This is a genomic window from Micromonospora sp. NPDC049048 (genome assembly GCF_043197615.1).
GTDB lineage: Bacteria > Actinomycetota > Actinomycetes > Mycobacteriales > Micromonosporaceae > Micromonospora.
Window position 1 is genome coordinate 269452 of record NZ_JBICTM010000009.1, and the last position, 15969, is coordinate 285420.

The 15969-nt window shown below is 73.2% G+C and carries 14 protein-coding genes; 10 read left to right on the forward strand and 4 right to left on the reverse strand.

Annotated features, from left to right (window positions below; all coding sequences use genetic code 11):
* Positions 1-89 precede the first annotated feature (89 nt).
* Genes ACGFIG_RS26435 through ACGFIG_RS26450 form a run of 4 tightly spaced genes read right to left on the reverse strand, consistent with a single transcriptional unit; the run spans position 90 to position 3745 of the window.
* Entirely contained in the window at positions 90-656 is a 567-nt protein-coding gene (locus ACGFIG_RS26435; RefSeq protein WP_393007275.1) for a hypothetical protein, read from the reverse strand.
* Positions 657-662: 6 nt separating this feature from the next.
* On the reverse strand, positions 663-2042 hold the full coding sequence (locus ACGFIG_RS26440) for an alpha/beta fold hydrolase (RefSeq protein WP_393007277.1): 1380 nt from the start codon (positions 2040-2042) through the stop codon (positions 663-665).
* Positions 2043-2055: 13 nt separating this feature from the next.
* Complete coding sequence (locus tag ACGFIG_RS26445) at positions 2056-2709, reverse strand: NUDIX domain-containing protein (protein ID WP_393007279.1); 654 nt, start codon at positions 2707-2709, stop codon at positions 2056-2058.
* 4 nt (positions 2710-2713) lie between these two features.
* Positions 2714-3745, reverse strand: coding sequence for a hypothetical protein (locus ACGFIG_RS26450; RefSeq protein WP_393007281.1), 1032 nt, complete (start codon positions 3743-3745; stop codon positions 2714-2716).
* Positions 3746-3983: 238 nt separating this feature from the next.
* Here ACGFIG_RS26450 and ACGFIG_RS26455 point away from each other — a divergent pair, with 238 nt between their 5' ends.
* From ACGFIG_RS26455 to ACGFIG_RS26500, 10 genes are all read left to right on the forward strand, one after another.
* A complete protein-coding gene (locus ACGFIG_RS26455) occupies positions 3984-4244 on the forward strand; it encodes a hypothetical protein (protein ID WP_393007283.1) in 261 nt (86 codons plus the stop codon).
* A gap of 445 nt (positions 4245-4689) precedes the next feature.
* Positions 4690-6273 carry a glycoside hydrolase family 10 protein gene (locus ACGFIG_RS26460; protein WP_393007420.1) on the forward strand — a complete coding sequence of 528 codons (1584 nt, stop codon included), beginning with the start codon at positions 4690-4692 and terminating at the stop codon, positions 6271-6273.
* 72 nt (positions 6274-6345) lie between these two features.
* Positions 6346-6897, forward strand: coding sequence for a hypothetical protein (locus tag ACGFIG_RS26465; RefSeq protein WP_393007422.1), 552 nt, complete (start codon positions 6346-6348; stop codon positions 6895-6897).
* Positions 6898-7049: 152 nt separating this feature from the next.
* Positions 7050-7802 (forward strand): alpha/beta hydrolase, encoded by a 753-nt coding sequence (locus tag ACGFIG_RS26470; RefSeq protein WP_393007285.1) that lies wholly within the window; start codon positions 7050-7052, stop codon positions 7800-7802.
* Between the two features lie 114 nt (positions 7803-7916).
* A complete protein-coding gene (locus ACGFIG_RS26475; RefSeq protein WP_393007287.1) occupies positions 7917-9497 on the forward strand; it encodes a phenylacetate--CoA ligase family protein in 1581 nt (526 codons plus the stop codon).
* Positions 9498-9500: 3 nt separating this feature from the next.
* On the forward strand, positions 9501-9941 hold the full coding sequence (locus ACGFIG_RS26480; protein WP_393007424.1) for a DUF4188 domain-containing protein: 441 nt from the start codon (positions 9501-9503) through the stop codon (positions 9939-9941).
* Positions 9938-11026, forward strand: coding sequence for a GNAT family N-acetyltransferase (locus tag ACGFIG_RS26485; protein ID WP_393007289.1), 1089 nt, complete (start codon positions 9938-9940; stop codon positions 11024-11026). Before ACGFIG_RS26480 ends, ACGFIG_RS26485 begins: the two co-directional genes overlap by 4 nt.
* The gene (locus tag ACGFIG_RS26490; protein ID WP_393007291.1) at positions 11026-12009 is read left to right on the forward strand and encodes a nitroreductase; all 984 of its coding nucleotides are present in this window, start codon (positions 11026-11028) and stop codon (positions 12007-12009) included. The genes ACGFIG_RS26485 and ACGFIG_RS26490 overlap by 1 nt, the downstream gene beginning before the upstream one ends.
* Before the next feature lie 259 nt (positions 12010-12268).
* Positions 12269-13975, forward strand: a complete 1707-nt coding sequence (locus tag ACGFIG_RS26495) for an ABC transporter transmembrane domain-containing protein (RefSeq protein ID WP_393007293.1) — start codon at positions 12269-12271, stop codon at positions 13973-13975.
* Positions 13972-15945 carry an ABC transporter ATP-binding protein gene (locus tag ACGFIG_RS26500; protein ID WP_393007295.1) on the forward strand — a complete coding sequence of 658 codons (1974 nt, stop codon included), beginning with the start codon at positions 13972-13974 and terminating at the stop codon, positions 15943-15945. Before ACGFIG_RS26495 ends, ACGFIG_RS26500 begins: the two co-directional genes overlap by 4 nt.
* The last annotated feature ends 24 nt before the right edge of the window (positions 15946-15969 follow it).

Genomic DNA, 15969 nt, shown 5'->3' on the forward strand with positions numbered 1-15969 from the left:
ACGGCCACTCCACCACGACTACGAGTCTGAGAACAACGGGCGCTCGTCGACCCAGAGCAACAGTCCGTGATCGAGACCCTGCGCTCAGCTCACGACCTCACCGCAAATACCCGGCGTGGTCCGTTGATCTCAGCGAAGAAGGAGTGACACGGAAGCGGGATGAACCTCCTCCAGTCCGTACCCGCCGCCACCTTCGCCCTGATGGCGGTCGTGGTGAGCACGTCGGTCGCCAGGTCGTCGAAGACACGCACCCGCTCGCCCCGGGAACGCCACAGGGCCTTCTTCGCGGCCTCGAACTGGTCCTTCGCGGTCAGGCAGATCAGCCGCCGGGGCGGGTAGATCTGGGCCACGGACGGCCAGTCGAGGTCGTGGCGGGGCGCGAGCAGCAGTGCCACCTGTTCGGAAAGACCCTCGCCGGCCAACAGCAGGCGCATCAGAGCGAAGCGTTCCCAGATCGTCAGCGGATTGCGGGCCGGGTCGTACGCCTCAGCGGCGAGGCCGCCGTACTCGTCGGTCGATCGCCAACCGAAGTGGGTCGTCAGCACCACGACGTGGGGGAGCGGCAGGGCAGCCAGGCTGTGTCGCAGCACCGCGAGATGCCCGACGTGCGGGGGCTGGAACCGCCCGGTCCACACGGCATGCAGGCGTTCATCCATCGGCGGTCAGCCTTCTGCCGTCGGCATTGATCCGACCAGGTCGCTGAGAGCCGCGCCGGTCGACTCCAACAGTCGGGGTAGGCAGCCGTTCGTCGAGAAGTTGTGGTCGGCGCCCTCGATGACCTGTCTCCTCTCGGGCGGGATCGGCGTCAGGTCCATGCCCGCGGTGTACTGGTCGTCCCCGGCGAGCCATACCCGGTCGACACCTGTACTGAGGGCCTCCCAGGCAGCACCTGATTCATCGATCATCTCGCGGCGTAGTTCGAGCCCGTGCCGGAACGTTCGCCCGGTGCGCGCTAACTCGTCGAGCTGCCATTCCGGCAGGAACACCCGAGCCAAGTCGACCAGCCGGCACAACGGCGCGAGGCACCAGACCAGCCAGTTCTGGCCGCCGGCCCGTTCCCGGGCCCGCAATGCGGTCGCCCCACCCATGGAGTGCCCCACCAGCAGCAGCGACGACGAGTGTGGACTGGCCCATTCCGCGACGATCTCGACCGAGCGCACCTCGGAGGTGAAGTCGCGGTAGACCGGCGTCGAATCGCCTGAGCCGAGCGGGTCGATCGTCAAGGTCTCGAAGCCCTGCCACGCCCAGTGGCGGGCCAGTCGGTTGTAGAGCCCGTAAGGACCGTGTCGGGAACTGCCGAAGTAGCCGGGAACGACGATGATGCTCCGGCGGCTCGGCGCCCAGCTCGGCGCGTGCCTGGTCACCGCGACGGCACCGTCCGGCGACGTGATCCGGAGCTGGTCGACGTCGGGCCAGGAGTCGCGCGGAAAGGCGGGGACGGCTGACCACGCGTCGCCGTCACCGTGCCACATCCGAGCTGTCCCGTTGGGGGTGGCCAGGTAGCGGTATCGAGAATCGGTGGGCAGGATGCCGTTGAGCAGGTGGGCGAGCATCAGCACCGTCGAGTTGCTGCCCACTACCAAGCGGTTGCGGCACCGGTCCAGGCCCCCCTGCTGCCACCACGCGACCAGTCGTCGCTCAAGATCGCAGGCAGTTTCGCCACCGGGGATGACCAGGTCGGCGGCGCTGATCGCCCGGGCTCGGAATCGGTCGAGCGACCGGTGCGCCTCTGGGTGCGTGTTGCGCAGCTGCGCCGTCGACAGGCCGGCGGCCACGCCGAGATCGATCGCCGGCAGACTGATCTCCCCCTCGTACGGAACTCCGAGTTCGGCCGCGATCAGGTGAGCCGATGCGACCGCCTGCGCGGTGGGGGTGGCGACGACGGCCGTCACGCCGCCCGCGTCCGCGCGGATCGCGCGGGCAAGGCGGACTGCCTGCTGCTGTCCCTGAGCGGTGGGCGTCGCCAGGTCGGAGGTGCCGTGGATGTCCCGGAGGTTCTTTTCGGTCTCCACGTGCCGGGCAAGGACGATGACGGCTGCCATCCGTTGCCTTCCGTTACGAGATGGCCAGTGGGCCGGCGTTCGACAGGAGCCGTTCAGCCATGATCAACGTCGTCAGGTAGTAGCGCTGGATCCGCGGCAGGAAGGAGTCACGAGTGACGGGCAGGCTGAACTCCTCCCACCGTGCTCCGCCTGACCTCTCAAAGGTGTGACCATGTAGGACGAGGTGGTCGGTCTTTTCCGTGAAAAGGTCCATTCCCGCCGTGACGGGTAGCCAGACGAGCGCGGCGACCTCATCGACGGCCGGCCGGTAGTCCGCCAGGTCGCGGTCGCAGCGGTAGAGGAAGACCGATTGGTATTCCCGGTTTCGTTGACCGTTCGACTGGTCGGCGACCTCGACCCGTTCGCCGAGGTGGTGCAGGTTCTCCGGTTCGACGGTCAGGCCGAGTTCCTCGGCGACCTCGCGCAGCCCGGCCATGATCGGCTCGCCGGCTTCCAGGTGGCCAGCGGCGCTCACATCCAGCAGCCCTGGAAAGTTGCGCATGGTGTCCGCTCGCTTTTGAAGCAACAGCGCGCCGTCGTCCTCGTTCGAGACGATCCAGCAGTGGAACGTCCGATGCCATTCACCCTGACGGTGAGCCTGGATGCGCTCCATGCTCCCGAGAGGCTCGAGGTTGGCGTTGTAGATGTCGATCTGCTCTGATCCCATGTGCTCACCTTCCCGTGATGAATGCGGCGCCCGCTGGCCGGGCCCAGACCGAAGCTGCCACCGCCCGATCGCGTAGCGGCGCCAACTGTTCCGCCTCCACATCTTCGTGCATCGCCTGGAGAATCCGTATCTCCAGCACAAGGGATTTCGCGTACCGTCCCTGATCCGATTCGGCCTGGAACCCTGCCTTGGCCTGTCGGACGAGAGCAAGCGCCTCACGGAGTGAGGCGGTTCCACGAGCGTCGCTCGGCTCAATGGCACCACCGGTGTTTACTCCCAGCCTCGTAGCGATGGCTAACGACCGCGCGTAGTCGACATGGGCGAGGTCCACCCGCACCTCGTGGGGAGCCAGTGCGGCGACGTCGGTGAGCAGTTGCCCGGCCCGGTCGAAGTTCTGCTCGGGTGGCTCGCCGTCCCGCGTCGTCCTGATCACGCCGAGATGCCGGTGCGCCTTGGCCAGTAGGAGGCTTCGTCGAGGTTCACCGAAGCCGGTGGGCAGTTGTTCGCCGTACCGGATCGCACGCTCGATGTTGACCACGGCGGTATTGCGGCCGAGGAGGTAGTTGGCCCAGCCGAGGTCGTCGATGAGGATCGAGATGATTGCCAGCTTGTCATCGACGAACTGCGCGGACTCCAGAGCCCACTCGCCGAGTTGGACGCGTTGTTCGTGAAAGCCGAGGACGTGCAGGGTGAGCGAGGAGTTCTCCCGGAGCCGCAGCACCGCCGGGTCCCGCTGTTGCTCGTGCAGGACCTTGCCGTAGGCGATGACACCTGCGGCGTACTGCTGGTAGGCATCGCGCACATCGCGGCCGGCGGGCCGTCGCGTCAGCAGGTAGGCGACGTCGAGAACGACGCCGATCGCGAGCACCACCACCGCCACGGCGGCGGGAAGAAGCCAGCGGTACACACCCTCGTGCCCACCCTCATCGACCCATTCCTGAGTCGTCTGAAAGGCGAAGGTAGCGAGGCCGAGCGCGGTGCCGACGACGAACGTGGTGACCGTGGCGGTCCCGCTGAACGTACGTCGCAGGGACACCGGTCGCCTCCCGCGCGAAGAACGTGAATGGATCGCTGATACTACCGGCCGCGACGCTCGTGATCGGGGTCGCCTTTCCGACTCATGCGGGGTGCGCCTCGCAGGTCTGGTTGGCTGTCTGGATCTGTCCGAGGGAGCAACGGGAGCCTGGTTGTCGGTCGCAAGAACGGAGGTCTGACGCTCGCACTGTCCTTCGCCTCCGCCGCTGTCACCGTGCGCCACCCGTTGGAGATACTTCGTGCCGCAGTTCGCCTTCGCCAACACCTTCTGGCAGCGCTTCGACGTCATCGAAAAGTCGGTCAAGGCCGGCGTGCGCAAGGCGATGGAGAGGTTCCAGCAGATCACCATCGCCGAACTACACGCCGAAAAGGGTCTGCACCTGGCGTCGATGAACAACGCCCGGGACCCCGGGTGGACCATCCGGCGGCGGACAGGCGACCCGTCCACGGAACGACCGGAGCGGGGCTCGGTGTCTGCGGCGCGGGCTTGGGAGCGGTAGGCTGTCGGGGCGGGTACGCGACGGCCCGGTACGCCCGTCCACCCGCTCTTCTTGGCTAGCAGCCGCCAGTCAGTTTCGTCGCGCGCTGCCCTGTGACACCTTGGAGCACGTCTTGGCAGACCTGACGCCACCCGCCCTGAATCCCTTCGGCTTGCCGGGGGACGGGCACCCCGACCGCGACGGCGCTCGGGCAGTGGACGTCAGCGCGGGCGCCATGACCCGGATGCGGAGCCCCTTCGCGTCTGCCGACGAGACTGGCCGGGACCAGCCACGGGCGTCCCGCGTCACCTGATCTCCGGACGATCCCCGTGCCGGTCGCGGCGGACGGACCGTCCGCCGCCCGGTGACACGCCGGGCGGTGCAGACTGGGACGGTGCCCACCACCGACTCGCCCGCCCTCCGCCGTCGCACCCACACGCTCGTCGCGGCGGTCGTCGCGCTCGCCATGACTCTCGCGCTCGGCGCGTGGGCGCTGCGGGGCCGGTTCGGCAGCGCGGACACCCCACCGCAGCAGGCCACCGTCTCCGCTGCGCCGTCCGGCGCCGTCGCGGCGGACGGCACCGTCGTCTGCGCCGGCCGGTCGACCCGGGCGCCCCGCGAGCTGCGGGGCATGTGGATCACGACGGTGAACAACATCGACTGGCCGAGCCGGCGAGGGCTGCCGGCCGAGAAGGCCCGGGCCGAGTTCCGGGGCTGGCTGGACCTGGCGGTGCGGCGCAACCACAACGCGGTCTTCGTGCACGTGCGCCCGAGCGGGGACGCGCTCTGGCCGTCGGCGTACGCGCCGTGGTCGGAGTGGCTGACCGGGCGACGCGACGGCCGCGACCCGGGCTGGGACCCGATGGAGTTCATGGTCGCCGAGGCGCACGCCCGCAACCTGGAGTTCCACGCCTGGTTCAACCCCTACCGGGGCGGGCAGCCGGCCACCGTCGGCGGGCCCGGGCCGAAACTGGACCAGCTCGCGCCGACGCACCCGCTGCGGCGGCACCGCGACTGGGTGGTGACCTATCCCAGCGCCGACCGGCCCGGCAGCCGCCTCTACTTCAACCCGGGCATCCCCGAGGCCCGCAGGTTCGTCGAGGACGCGATGCTGGAGGCGGTCCAGCGCTACGACGTCGACGGCGTGCACTTCGACGACTTCTTCTACCCGTACCCGGAGGCCGGGCAGGACTTCCCGGACGACGCGACGTTCGCCCGGTACGGCCGGGGATTCGCGGACAAGCACGCCTGGCGCCGCGACAACGTGAACACCCTGGTCCGCGAGATGAGCGAGCGGATCAAGGCGATCAAGCCGTGGGTGAAGTTCGGCATCAGCCCGTTCGGCATCTGGCGCAACGCGCGCAGCGACCCGGCCGGTTCGGCGACCGCCGGGTTGCAGAGCTACGACGACATCTACGCCGACACCCGACTCTGGGTACGGCGGCAGTGGCTGGACTACGTCGTACCGCAGCTCTACTGGCACATCGGGTTCGGCAAGGCCGACTACGCCAAGCTGCTGCCGTGGTGGGCGGCCACGGTGCGGGGCACGAGGGTGCAGCTCTACATCGGTCAGGCAGACTACCGGGTGGGCGAACGCGGCGCCTGGCGCGACCCGGCGGAGCTGGACCGCCAGCTCGCCCTCAACCGCCGACACGGCGTCGACGGCAGCGTGCACTTCAGCGCCCGGCAGGTGCGCGCCGACCGGCTCGGGGCGGTCGACCGGTACAGCCGGACCCACTACTCCGGTCCGGCGCTGGTGCCCACGATGGCGCACCTTCCGTCGGCGTCGCCGGCCGCCCCCACGGTCACCGGCGCGCGGCGCGGGAACGCCGACGGCGTGACGCTGACCTGGCGCGGGGACGGCGCCACGAGCTTCGCCGTCTACCGCGTCGACGGCGACGCGGCCCGGCTCGTCGGCACGACCCGCGGCACCGGCTGGGTGGACCGCGCCGCCCCGGCCGACCGTCCGCTGACCTACTGCGTGTCCGGTGTGGACCGCTCCGGCAACGAGGGCCCGCTCAGCTCGCCGGCGTCCGTCGACCCGCGCTAGCGGCCCACCCCGACGGAGCAGACGCACCCGCGCACCGGGCCGGTCGGTCGGCCGGGCTACCCTGCCGCGGTGATGGCCGAAACGGACGGGGAGCGGCTGGCGGCGTCGCTGGCCGACCGGCTCGACACGGTCACGTTCACCGACCTGACCACCGACGAGGTCACGGCCCGGCTGATCGACGCGGTGGTCGACTGGGCGGCGGCGCGGGGCTGGCGGGTCTATCGGCGGGCGGCGAGCGTGCTGCCGCTGCCGCCACCGATGTCCGCGCAGCAGTCGGTGCTCGACGTGGCCTGTGCCCGCCCGGCCGGGCCGCCGGTCGTCGTCGAGATCGATCACGGTACGCGTCGGCGCACCTGGGAGAAGCTGCTCGCCGAGGCCGAGGCGGGGCGGATCCCGCTCTGGGTGCGCTGGGGTGCCGGACGGCTGACCCCGCCGCCCGCGCCGATCGCGATGGTGGCCTGCGAGGTCAGCAGGCGGATGGACCCGACCGGCCGGGGCCGGGTGCACAGCCGCTCGCCGCGAGCCGACATGCCGCCCCCGGCGCATTCGGCCGCGCGGGTCGCGGAGACGGCCGCCGTCGAGCTGCCGCTGCCGTCGTCCGAGCCGCCCGCCACGGGGACCTGAGCCCCACGCGAACGACCGGCCGCATGGTCGGCGGCAATCGCCCCGGGCGACCAGCACCGGACGGTCCCTGGTGGGCACGCGCACCCCGACGGCAGACGGGCGACGCCCGACCGTGGCTCCACAGAGTGGCCGGACCGTGCCAGACTGTGATCATGGACGAGACGCCGAACTTCCTTCGCCCGTTCGTACTGACGCCGACCGCCCGCCAGCACGAGCGGGAGGCGAACCTCGACTGGTACGTGCCGGAGGGCGCCGCCCCGCATCCCGCCGTGGTCCTCGTCCACGGGGGACCGCTACCGCCCGACCTGCACCCGGGTCCTCGTGACTGGCCGGTCTACCGCGGCTACGGCTGCCTCCTCGCCGACCTCGGTCTCCTGGCCGTCACCGTGGAGCACCGGATGCGCGTCGTCGCCGGTCCGCAGGGTCCCGCCACCGACTGCGCGACGGCCGCCCTCGACGTCGCCTCGGCCGTGGACCGGGTACGCGCCGACCCGCGCGTCGACAGCGGACGGATCGCGCTCTGGTTCTTCTCCGGCGGGGGACTGCTGAGCACGGACTGGCTGCGGGAGCGGCCGTCCTGGCTGCGCGCGGTGGCGCTGACGTATCCGCTCCTCGCGCCGCTGCCGGACTGGGGCGTCGACCCGCGCTTCGAGCCGGGCGCGGCGCTCGGCGAGCCGGGTGGGCCCGTACCCCCGCTGCTGCTGACCCGGGTCGGCCGCGAACGGAAGGAGCTGGCCGAGACCGTCGCGGCGTTCCTCGACGCGGCGGACACCGCCGGCGTACGGGTGGAGGTGGTCGACGTACCGGGCGGGCAGCACGGGTTCGACATGCTGGACCACACCGACGAGTCCCGGCGGGCGGTCGAGCGGGCGGCCGACTGGGTCGCGCAGCGACTGGCCGGGTGAGAAGGTCGGCCGGCCCACGGTACGGCGGGCCGGCCGGGGGTAGGTGCGGATACTCAGCGCCGGACCGGTGCGACAGCTCAGGCGTCCCCGACCGGATCCGCCGAGGATTCACCCATGACCGAGACGCTGCGTCGATATTCCGATCCGACACCCCTCGCGTCGACCCGTCTGACGGCCGGCGAACGCTGGCGGCGGGCACGCCTGACGGTCTTCGGTCAGGTGCTCGGGGCGACGGTGCGCCTGGCCGCCCGCCATCCCGCGTCGTGGCGGTGGTCGGCCAGGCGGCACCACCCGGTACTGGAGCGGCTCGCGGCGGCGAACGCGCGTGCGGGGTGCGCGCTCGCCGCGCTGGAGGTCCCGGCGTACCGCGCCTTCCTGCGCGCCCGACCGGCCGGGGCCCGCCGACGGCTGCGGGACTTCCCGGAGACCGACAAGGTGAGCTACGTCGTGCCTTTCGACTCCGCCCGACGCTGCCGGGGTGGGCGACTGCCCGATCGGGGCGTGGTGGTCGACGAGTCCGCCGGCTCGTCCGGCCGGCCCTTCAACTGGCCCCGGGGCGAGCGGGAACTGCGCGCGGTGCACCGCGACATCGTCGGCTACACCAGCCTGGTCTTCCCGATGCGCCGCCCGTTCGTCATCAACGCCTACTCGATGGGCGCCTGGGCGACCGGCACGACGACCGGCGCCGCGATGGCCCGGATCGCGGTGGTCAAGAACACCGGCCCGGACCTCGGCAAGATCGTCGACACGCTCCGCGAGTTCGGCCCGGACTTCGACTACCTGGTGACCGCGTACCCGCCCTTCCTGAAGCACCTGCGGGACCGGCTCGACGCCGAGGGGTTCGACTGGTCGCGCCACCGCGTCTTCGCCAGCTGCGGGGGAGAGGGGATGACGGAGGCGTTGCGCGGCTACCTGGAGGAGCGGTTCCTGCGGGTCAGGTCCGCGTACGGCGCCTCGGACCTGACCATCGGCATCGGTGCGGAGACGCGGTTCACCGTGTGGTTGCGGCGGCGCCTGCGCGACGATCCCGAGCTGCGGGCGGCGCTGCTGGGCGCCGACGAGCAGCGCCTGCCGATGGTGTTCCAGTACAACCCGCTGGCCACCTACCTGGAGACCAACGAGCGCCGCGAACTGCTCTGCACGATGACCGGTCCCGACGTCCTGCAACCACGGCTGCGGTACAACGTCGGCGACGAGGCGCTGCTCGTCGACTTCCGGCGGATCCTCGACCTGGTGCGGGGCGACGCGCAGCGCTGGGCCGAGTGCCGCGAGGCCACGGCCAGCGAGCGGATGACCCTGCCGGTGCTGCTGCTGTTCGGCCGGCGCGACTCGACGGTGTCCTACCTGGGCGCCAACCTCTACCCGCAGGACGTGGAGTACGGCCTCTACGCCGACAACCCGTACGCCGCCGAGATCAGCCGGTTCTGCCTGGCGCTGGCCGAGGACGAGACGCTGGAGACCCGGCCGGTGGTCCACCTCGAACTGCGGCGACCGCTGCGCGCGGCGGAGCGCGAGGCCCTCGCCGCCGCCTGCCGCAGCGGCGTACGCGCCCACCTGGCGGCCGTCTCCCGCGACTTCGCACAGTCGCTGACCGAGGACCCGGCCGCCGGTGACATCCGCGTCGAGCTGCACGAACCGGGAGCCGGCCCGTTCGCCGGACAACAGAAGATCAAGAACGTCTACCTGGTGGGCTGAGTGATGCGTACCCGTGACTTCTCCCGCGCCCCGGCGCGCGCCCAGGCCGGCGCCATGTTCTTCGGCGCCACCCGCTACCGGAGCCCGCTGGCGATCCTGCGGCTCCTGCCGGCCTGGCGGCGGATGGTCCGCGACATGCGCCGCATGTCCGGCTACCGCTGGCACCGGATCTACTGGGAGTTCCCGTTCACCCTCGGCACGATCGCGTTCTTCAGCGACCGCGAGGCCCTGCTGCGCTTCGCCCGGTCCCGGCACCACCGCAAGCTGATGATCTGGCTGACCGACGGCGACCGCCACGCGACCGCCGGCTACATCCGGATCTTCACCGCCGAACCCGACGGCTACTCCAACGGGGTGTGGCGGGCCGAGTCCACCGAGATGGGGCACATCCCGACCTTCACGCCGCTGGGCTCCGAGACGGTCGGACCGGCGGTGCGGCGATGACCGCCCCGCACGCCCTGGAACGCGTCGTCGACCGGCGCGGCCTGCGCGAGTTCCTGGCGCTCACCGACCGGGTGTACGCCGGCGAGCCGCGCTTCGTGCCGCCGACGCGCCAGCAGGTGCGGCGCTGGTGGCGCGAGGGCGTGCCGATGTACGTGCTGCGTGACGGCGCCACCGGTGCGGTCGTCGGCCGGACCACCCTGCACACCGACGCCGCCCTCGACGCGAAGCTCGGCCGCCGGTGTCAGCTCTTCGGGCTCACCGAGTTCACCGAGGCGGCGGCGCGACCGCTGTTCGAGGCGGTCACCGCCGCCGCCCGCGCCGCCAGCGACCGTGACGCGCTCTTCGGGCCGGTCGCGTTGCTGCCCAACCAGTCGGGCGGCGTCATCACCTCCGGGTACGCCGATCGCGGCTTCATCGACAGCGCCTGGAACCCACCCCGGTACGTGAGCGCGTACGAGTCGTACGGGTTCCACCGGCGGTTCGAGTCGGACACCTGGATCTGCCCCGTCTCCGCCGGCGACGACGCCCCACCGGGCACCGACGACGACGGCGCGGAGCTGACGGTGCACCGGGGCGACGTCCGGCGCCTCGCCGAGCAGCTCGACCTGCTGCGGGGGCTGCTGAACGCGTCCTTCGCCCAGCTCGGCTACTACACCGAGATCTCGGCCGCGCAGCTGAGCCGGCAGACCGACGGGCTGGCGTACCTGCTGGACGAGTCGCTGCTGCTCTACCTGACCAGGGCCGGGCAGCCCGTGGCGTTCGTGCTGTGCGTGCCGGACATCAGCGAGTTCGTGGTACGGGTCCGCGGCGACCTGCACCTGCTCAACCAGGTCCGGCTGCTGGCGATGCGCCGCCGCTACCGGCGGGAGGCGGTGCTGATCGTCAAGGGTGTGCTGCCCGGGTACCAGGGGCGCGGCTACCAGCGCCTGCTCTCCGCCGCGCTGCGGCGCAACCTGCACGCCGGCGGGTACACGACGCTGCGCAGCACCTACGTCGGCCGGGACAATCCGGCGTCGGCCGCGCAGTACCGGGCGCTGGGCGGCCGGCCGCTGCACGGGTACACCTTCTACGAGAAGGCGCTGTGATGCGGCTGGCGACGTTCCGCGAGCTGGAGCCGCTCTGCTGGCGGGCGCCGAGCGCGCACAACACCCAGCCGTGGCGGCTCGACCACCGGCCCGAGGCGATCCTGGTGGGCTGGGACCGGGCGTACGAGCTGCCGGCGGCCGACCCCTCCGGCCGCGACCTGCGGCTGTCCCTGGGTGCCTTCGTCGAGACCTGCCTGATCGTCGCCGCCGACGCGGGCCTGCGGATGACGTTCGTCGGGGACCACTGCCGCGCGGACCGTCGGGTGGGCTGGCTGCGTGCCGCCCCGCACCGCTACGACACCCCGTTCAGCGCCGCGCAGGTGCTCACCCGTCGTACCCACCGGGGCCGGTTCTCGGCCGGCCCGGACGCCGAGGCGCTGGCGGCCGTCGACGCCGTCGCGCGGATCGCGGGCGGGACGGTGCGGGCCGTACCGGACGCCACCCTGCTGGCCCGCCTGCTGCGGGACGCCGACCGGTGGACGTACGCCGATGCGGCTGTGGTCGGCGAGTTGCGGTCGTGGCTGCGGCTCACCCCGGCGCACCCGGACTACCACACCGACGGGCTCACCGACCGGTGCCTCGGCCTGTCCGGGCGCGAGGCGACGGCGTTGCGGGCGGCGCTGGCCGCGTACCCGGTGCTGCGCCGGCTCGGGCTGCCCCGGCTGCTCGCGGCGGCGTCCGGCAGCCCGCTCGCCCTCGGCGGCGCCGCGCTCGTCCTCGTCGGGCCGCCCGGCATGGACGACGCGAGCCAGGTCGAGTTCGGCCGGGTGCTCGCGCGCACGTGGCTGACCCTGCACGCGGCCGGGCTGGCCGCGCACCCGCTGAGCCAGCTCATCGACGCGCCCGCCACCCGCGCCGCCCTGGGCTCGTTGCTGGGCGTGGCGCCGCAGCGCCTGCTGCACGTGGCCCGGGTCGGCCGGCCGGTGGGCCCGGCGCCACCGTCGGCGCGTCGGGTCGACGGCCTCGGCCAGCGCCCCCGGTGACGCCCGCCCGGGCCCCGGCCCGGGCGGGCGTCACCGCCGGTTGCCGAGCCTGCGTTCACCAGGGCCATTAGGTGAGGCTAACCTGGCCCTCGATCGCTGGGAGGGCGCAGCTCGTGTACACATCCTCGTGCCTCCGGGTCGCCGTCGGCCCCGGAGTGCGGATCCTGACCCACATCGGGGCCGACGGCACCGGCCCCGGCGTCCCGTCCACCGGCCGGCGGTGCGGCGCCCCCGCCGCGCCCGCCCGGTCCTGACGCCCGTGGCAGCCGACAAGATCAGCGGTGGGACCATCCTGCGCCGCGCCCTGCGCCGCCAGCGCGGTCGCGTGGTGGCCGGCACCGTGCTGCTCTGCACCCACCAGGCCACCGAGGCCCTCGTCCCGGTCGCGATCGGCGTGATCATCGACCGCGCGGTCGCCACCGGGGACGTACGGGCGCTGCTGCTCTCCCTCGCCGGCCTCGCCGTCCTGTTCACCGTCCTCGCCTTCGCCTACCGCACCGGCGCCCGCCTCGCGTACGGCGCCCTGGAGCAGGAGGCCCACCTCCTGCGGGTCGAGATCGCCAGGAGCGCCCTCGACCCGCGCGGGAACCGCTCGGGCCTGCGCGACGGCGAACTGCTCTCCGTCACCGCCTCCGACGCCGAGTTGGCCGCGCTCGTCGTGCGGGTCGCGGGGCTCGGCGCCGCCGCGCTCACCGCCGTCGTGGTCGCGGCCGCCGCGCTGCTCGTCGTCGACGTTCCGCTCGGGCTCGGGGTGCTCGTCGGCGTACCGCTGGTGGTGGTCGCCCTGCAACGGATGGCCCCGCTGCTCAGCCGGCGCAGCGCCTCGCAACAGGAGACCCTCGCCGCCACGACCGCGCTCGCCGTCGACCTCGTCACCGGCCTGCGCGTGCTGCGCGGCATCGGCGCCCAGGACCACGCCGCACGCCGGTACGCCCGCGCCAGCCGCCACGCCCTCGACGTCACCCTGCGCGCCGCCAACACCAAGGGCCTGCACCTCGGGCTCACCACCGCCGTGAACGGCCTCTTCCTCGCAGCGGTCGCCGGCGTCGCCGGCTGGCTCGCGATCCAGGGCCGGCTCACGATCGGCGAACTCGTCGCCGTCGTCGGGCTGGCCCAGTTCGTCGCCGAGCCCGTGCAGACCCTCGGGTACTGCGTGCAGATTCTCGCCATGGCCCGCGCCTCCGCCGGGCGGGTCGCCCGGGTGCTCGGCGCCGAGCCGCTCACCCGCCCGGGCACCGCCGGGCCGCCGGCCCCGGCCCCGGCGCGGCTCGTCCTCGACACGATCGGGCACGCCGGGCTCGACGGGCTGTGCCTGCGGGTCGACGCCGGGGAGGTCCTCGGCGTGCTCGCCCACGACCCGAGCGACGCCGAGGCGCTGGTGGCGCTGCTGTCCGGGCGCGTGCCCCGCGAGGACTACCGGGGCACGCTGTACCTCGACGGCGTGCCCGTCGAGGAGCTGCACGTCGACGCCGCACGGAGCATCCTGCTGGTCGAACCACACGACGTGGCGTTGTTCGAGGGGACGCTGCGCGCCAACATCGCCGCCGGCACCGCCGCCGACGAGGCGGTCCTGCGTGCCGCCGTACGGGCCGCGGCTGCCGAGGACGTGCTCGCCGCGCACCCGCACGGCATCGACCGGCTGCTCATCGAGCGGGGGGCGAACCTCTCCGGCGGTCAGCGGCAGCGGGTCGGGCTGGCCAGGGCGCTCGTCGCCGACCCGCCCGTACTGGTGCTGCACAACCCCACCACGGCGGTCGACGCGGTGACCGAGGCGCTGCTCGCCGAGGGGCTGGCCGGCGCCCGCGCGGCGGCGGCCCGCGGCACCGTGCTGATCACCAACAGCCCGGCCCTGCTGCGGGTCACGCACCGCGTGGCCGTCATCGACGGCGGGCGGGTCGTCGCCGAGGGCCCGCACGAGCAGCTGCTCGCCGGCGACGCCCGCTACCGGGAGGAGGTCCTGCGATGACCGACGGGTCGACCACGCGCGGCGACGGAACCAGGCACCTGCTGCCCACGGCCACCGCCTGCCAGACCTGGGCCGCCCTGCGGGCCGAGTTCGCCCGGCTGCCCGGGCTCAGCGTCGCCGCGAGCACGTTGCTGGTCGCCGCCGCCGCGACCGGGCTCGTCGCACCCTGGGTGCTCGGCCGCCTCGTCGACGACGTCATCGCCGGCACCGACACGCCACGGATCGTGGCCTGGGCGGGCGTGATCGCGGGCGCCGCCGTGCTCGCCGGCGTCCTCACCGCGATCGGCGCCGCGCTCACCGCACGCCTCGGCGAGACCGTGCTGGCGCGACTGCGCGAACGGGTCCTCGACCGGGCCCTGCACCTGCCGTCGGCCACGTTGGAGCGGGCCGGCACCGGGGACCTGGTGGCCCGGGCCGGCGACGACGTGGCCGTGGTGACGAACGTGATCGCCACCAGCGGCCCGGCCTTCCTCGGCGCGCTGCTGTCCGTCGTGCTGACCGCGGTGGGGCTCTTCGCCCTGGACTGGCACCTCGGCCTGGCCGGGCTGGCGGCCGCCCCCGCCTACGCGTTGGCGCTGCGCTGGTACCTCGGGCGATCGGTGCCGTACTACGCGCGCGAACGGGTGGCGACGGGCGAGCGGACACAGGTCATGGCGGGGGCGTTGCGCGGCGCGGCGACCGTGCGCGCCTACCGGCTGGAGGACGCGCACGTCGGTGGGATCGCCGACCGTTCCGCCGCGGCCCGCGACCTGTCGTTGGAGATCTTCAACCTCCACACGCGGTTCGGGCTGCGGCTCAACCGGTCGGAGTTCGTGGGGCTCGCCGCCGTGCTGCTCGCCGGCTTCCTGCTGGTACGCGACGACCTGGCCACCGTGGGAGCGGCGACCACCGCCGCGCTCTACTTCCACCGCCTGTTCAACCCGATCGGCCTACTGCTGCTCCAGTCGGACAGCGTGCTCCAGGCCGGCGCCAGCCTCGCCCGGCTCGTCGGCGTCACCTCGCTGCCCGACGCCGCCTCGCCGGACGCCGCCACTGTGGGCGTCACGTCGCCCGACGCCGCCTCGCCGGATGCCGCCGCTGTGGGCGTCGCGTCGCCCGACGCCGCCTCGCCCGACGGCTCCGGGCCCGTTCGGCCCCGGCGGTCGGTGGGCCCGGGCGGCCCCGAACCCGCGGCGCTGGAGGTGGTCGTCGACCGGCACTGCTACGAGGACGGCCCCGTCGTGCTGCGGGACGTCACGCTGCGCCTGGCACCCGGCGAGCGCGTGGCTCTCGTGGGCGCGAGCGGAGCGGGCAAGAGCACGCTCGCCGGCATCGCCGCCGGAATCATCGCGCCCACCCGGGGCGCGGTCCGCCTGCGCGGCGTACCGCTGACGGAACTGGACGAGCACCACGTCCGCCGCGAGATCGCGCTGATCAGCCAGGAGGTGCACGTCTTCGCCGGAACGCTCGGCGACGACCTGCGCCTGGCCAACCCGGACGCCACCGACGCCGAGGTGGGCGCCGCGCTCGACCTCGTCGGCGTCACCGACTGGCTCCGTACGCTGCCCGACGGGCTGGACACGTGCGTGGGGGAGGGCGGGCGGCACCTCACCGCCGCCCAGGCCCAGCAGCTCGCCCTGGCGCGCCTGGTCCTCGCCGGCCCGACCGTCGCGGTGCTCGACGAGGCCACCGCGGAGGCCGGCAGCTCGGGCGCGCGCGACCTCGACCGCGCCGCCACGGCCGCCACCGAGGGCCGTACCACCCTGATCGTCGCCCACCGGCTCAGCCAGGCGGCCACCGCCGACCGCATCGTCGTCATGGCGCACGGGCGCGTCGTCGAGCACGGCACGCACGAGCAGTTGCTGGCGGCCGGGGGTGGCTACAGCGAGCTGTGGCGTTCCTGGCGCACACCCGGCCCCGTGATCCCGAAGGAGCGCGACGGCGGGGAGCCCGCCGGCCATCGCCCGCGGCTGGACGTGGCGCCGGGCTAGCGCCGCCGACCAGCCGGGCGCGTG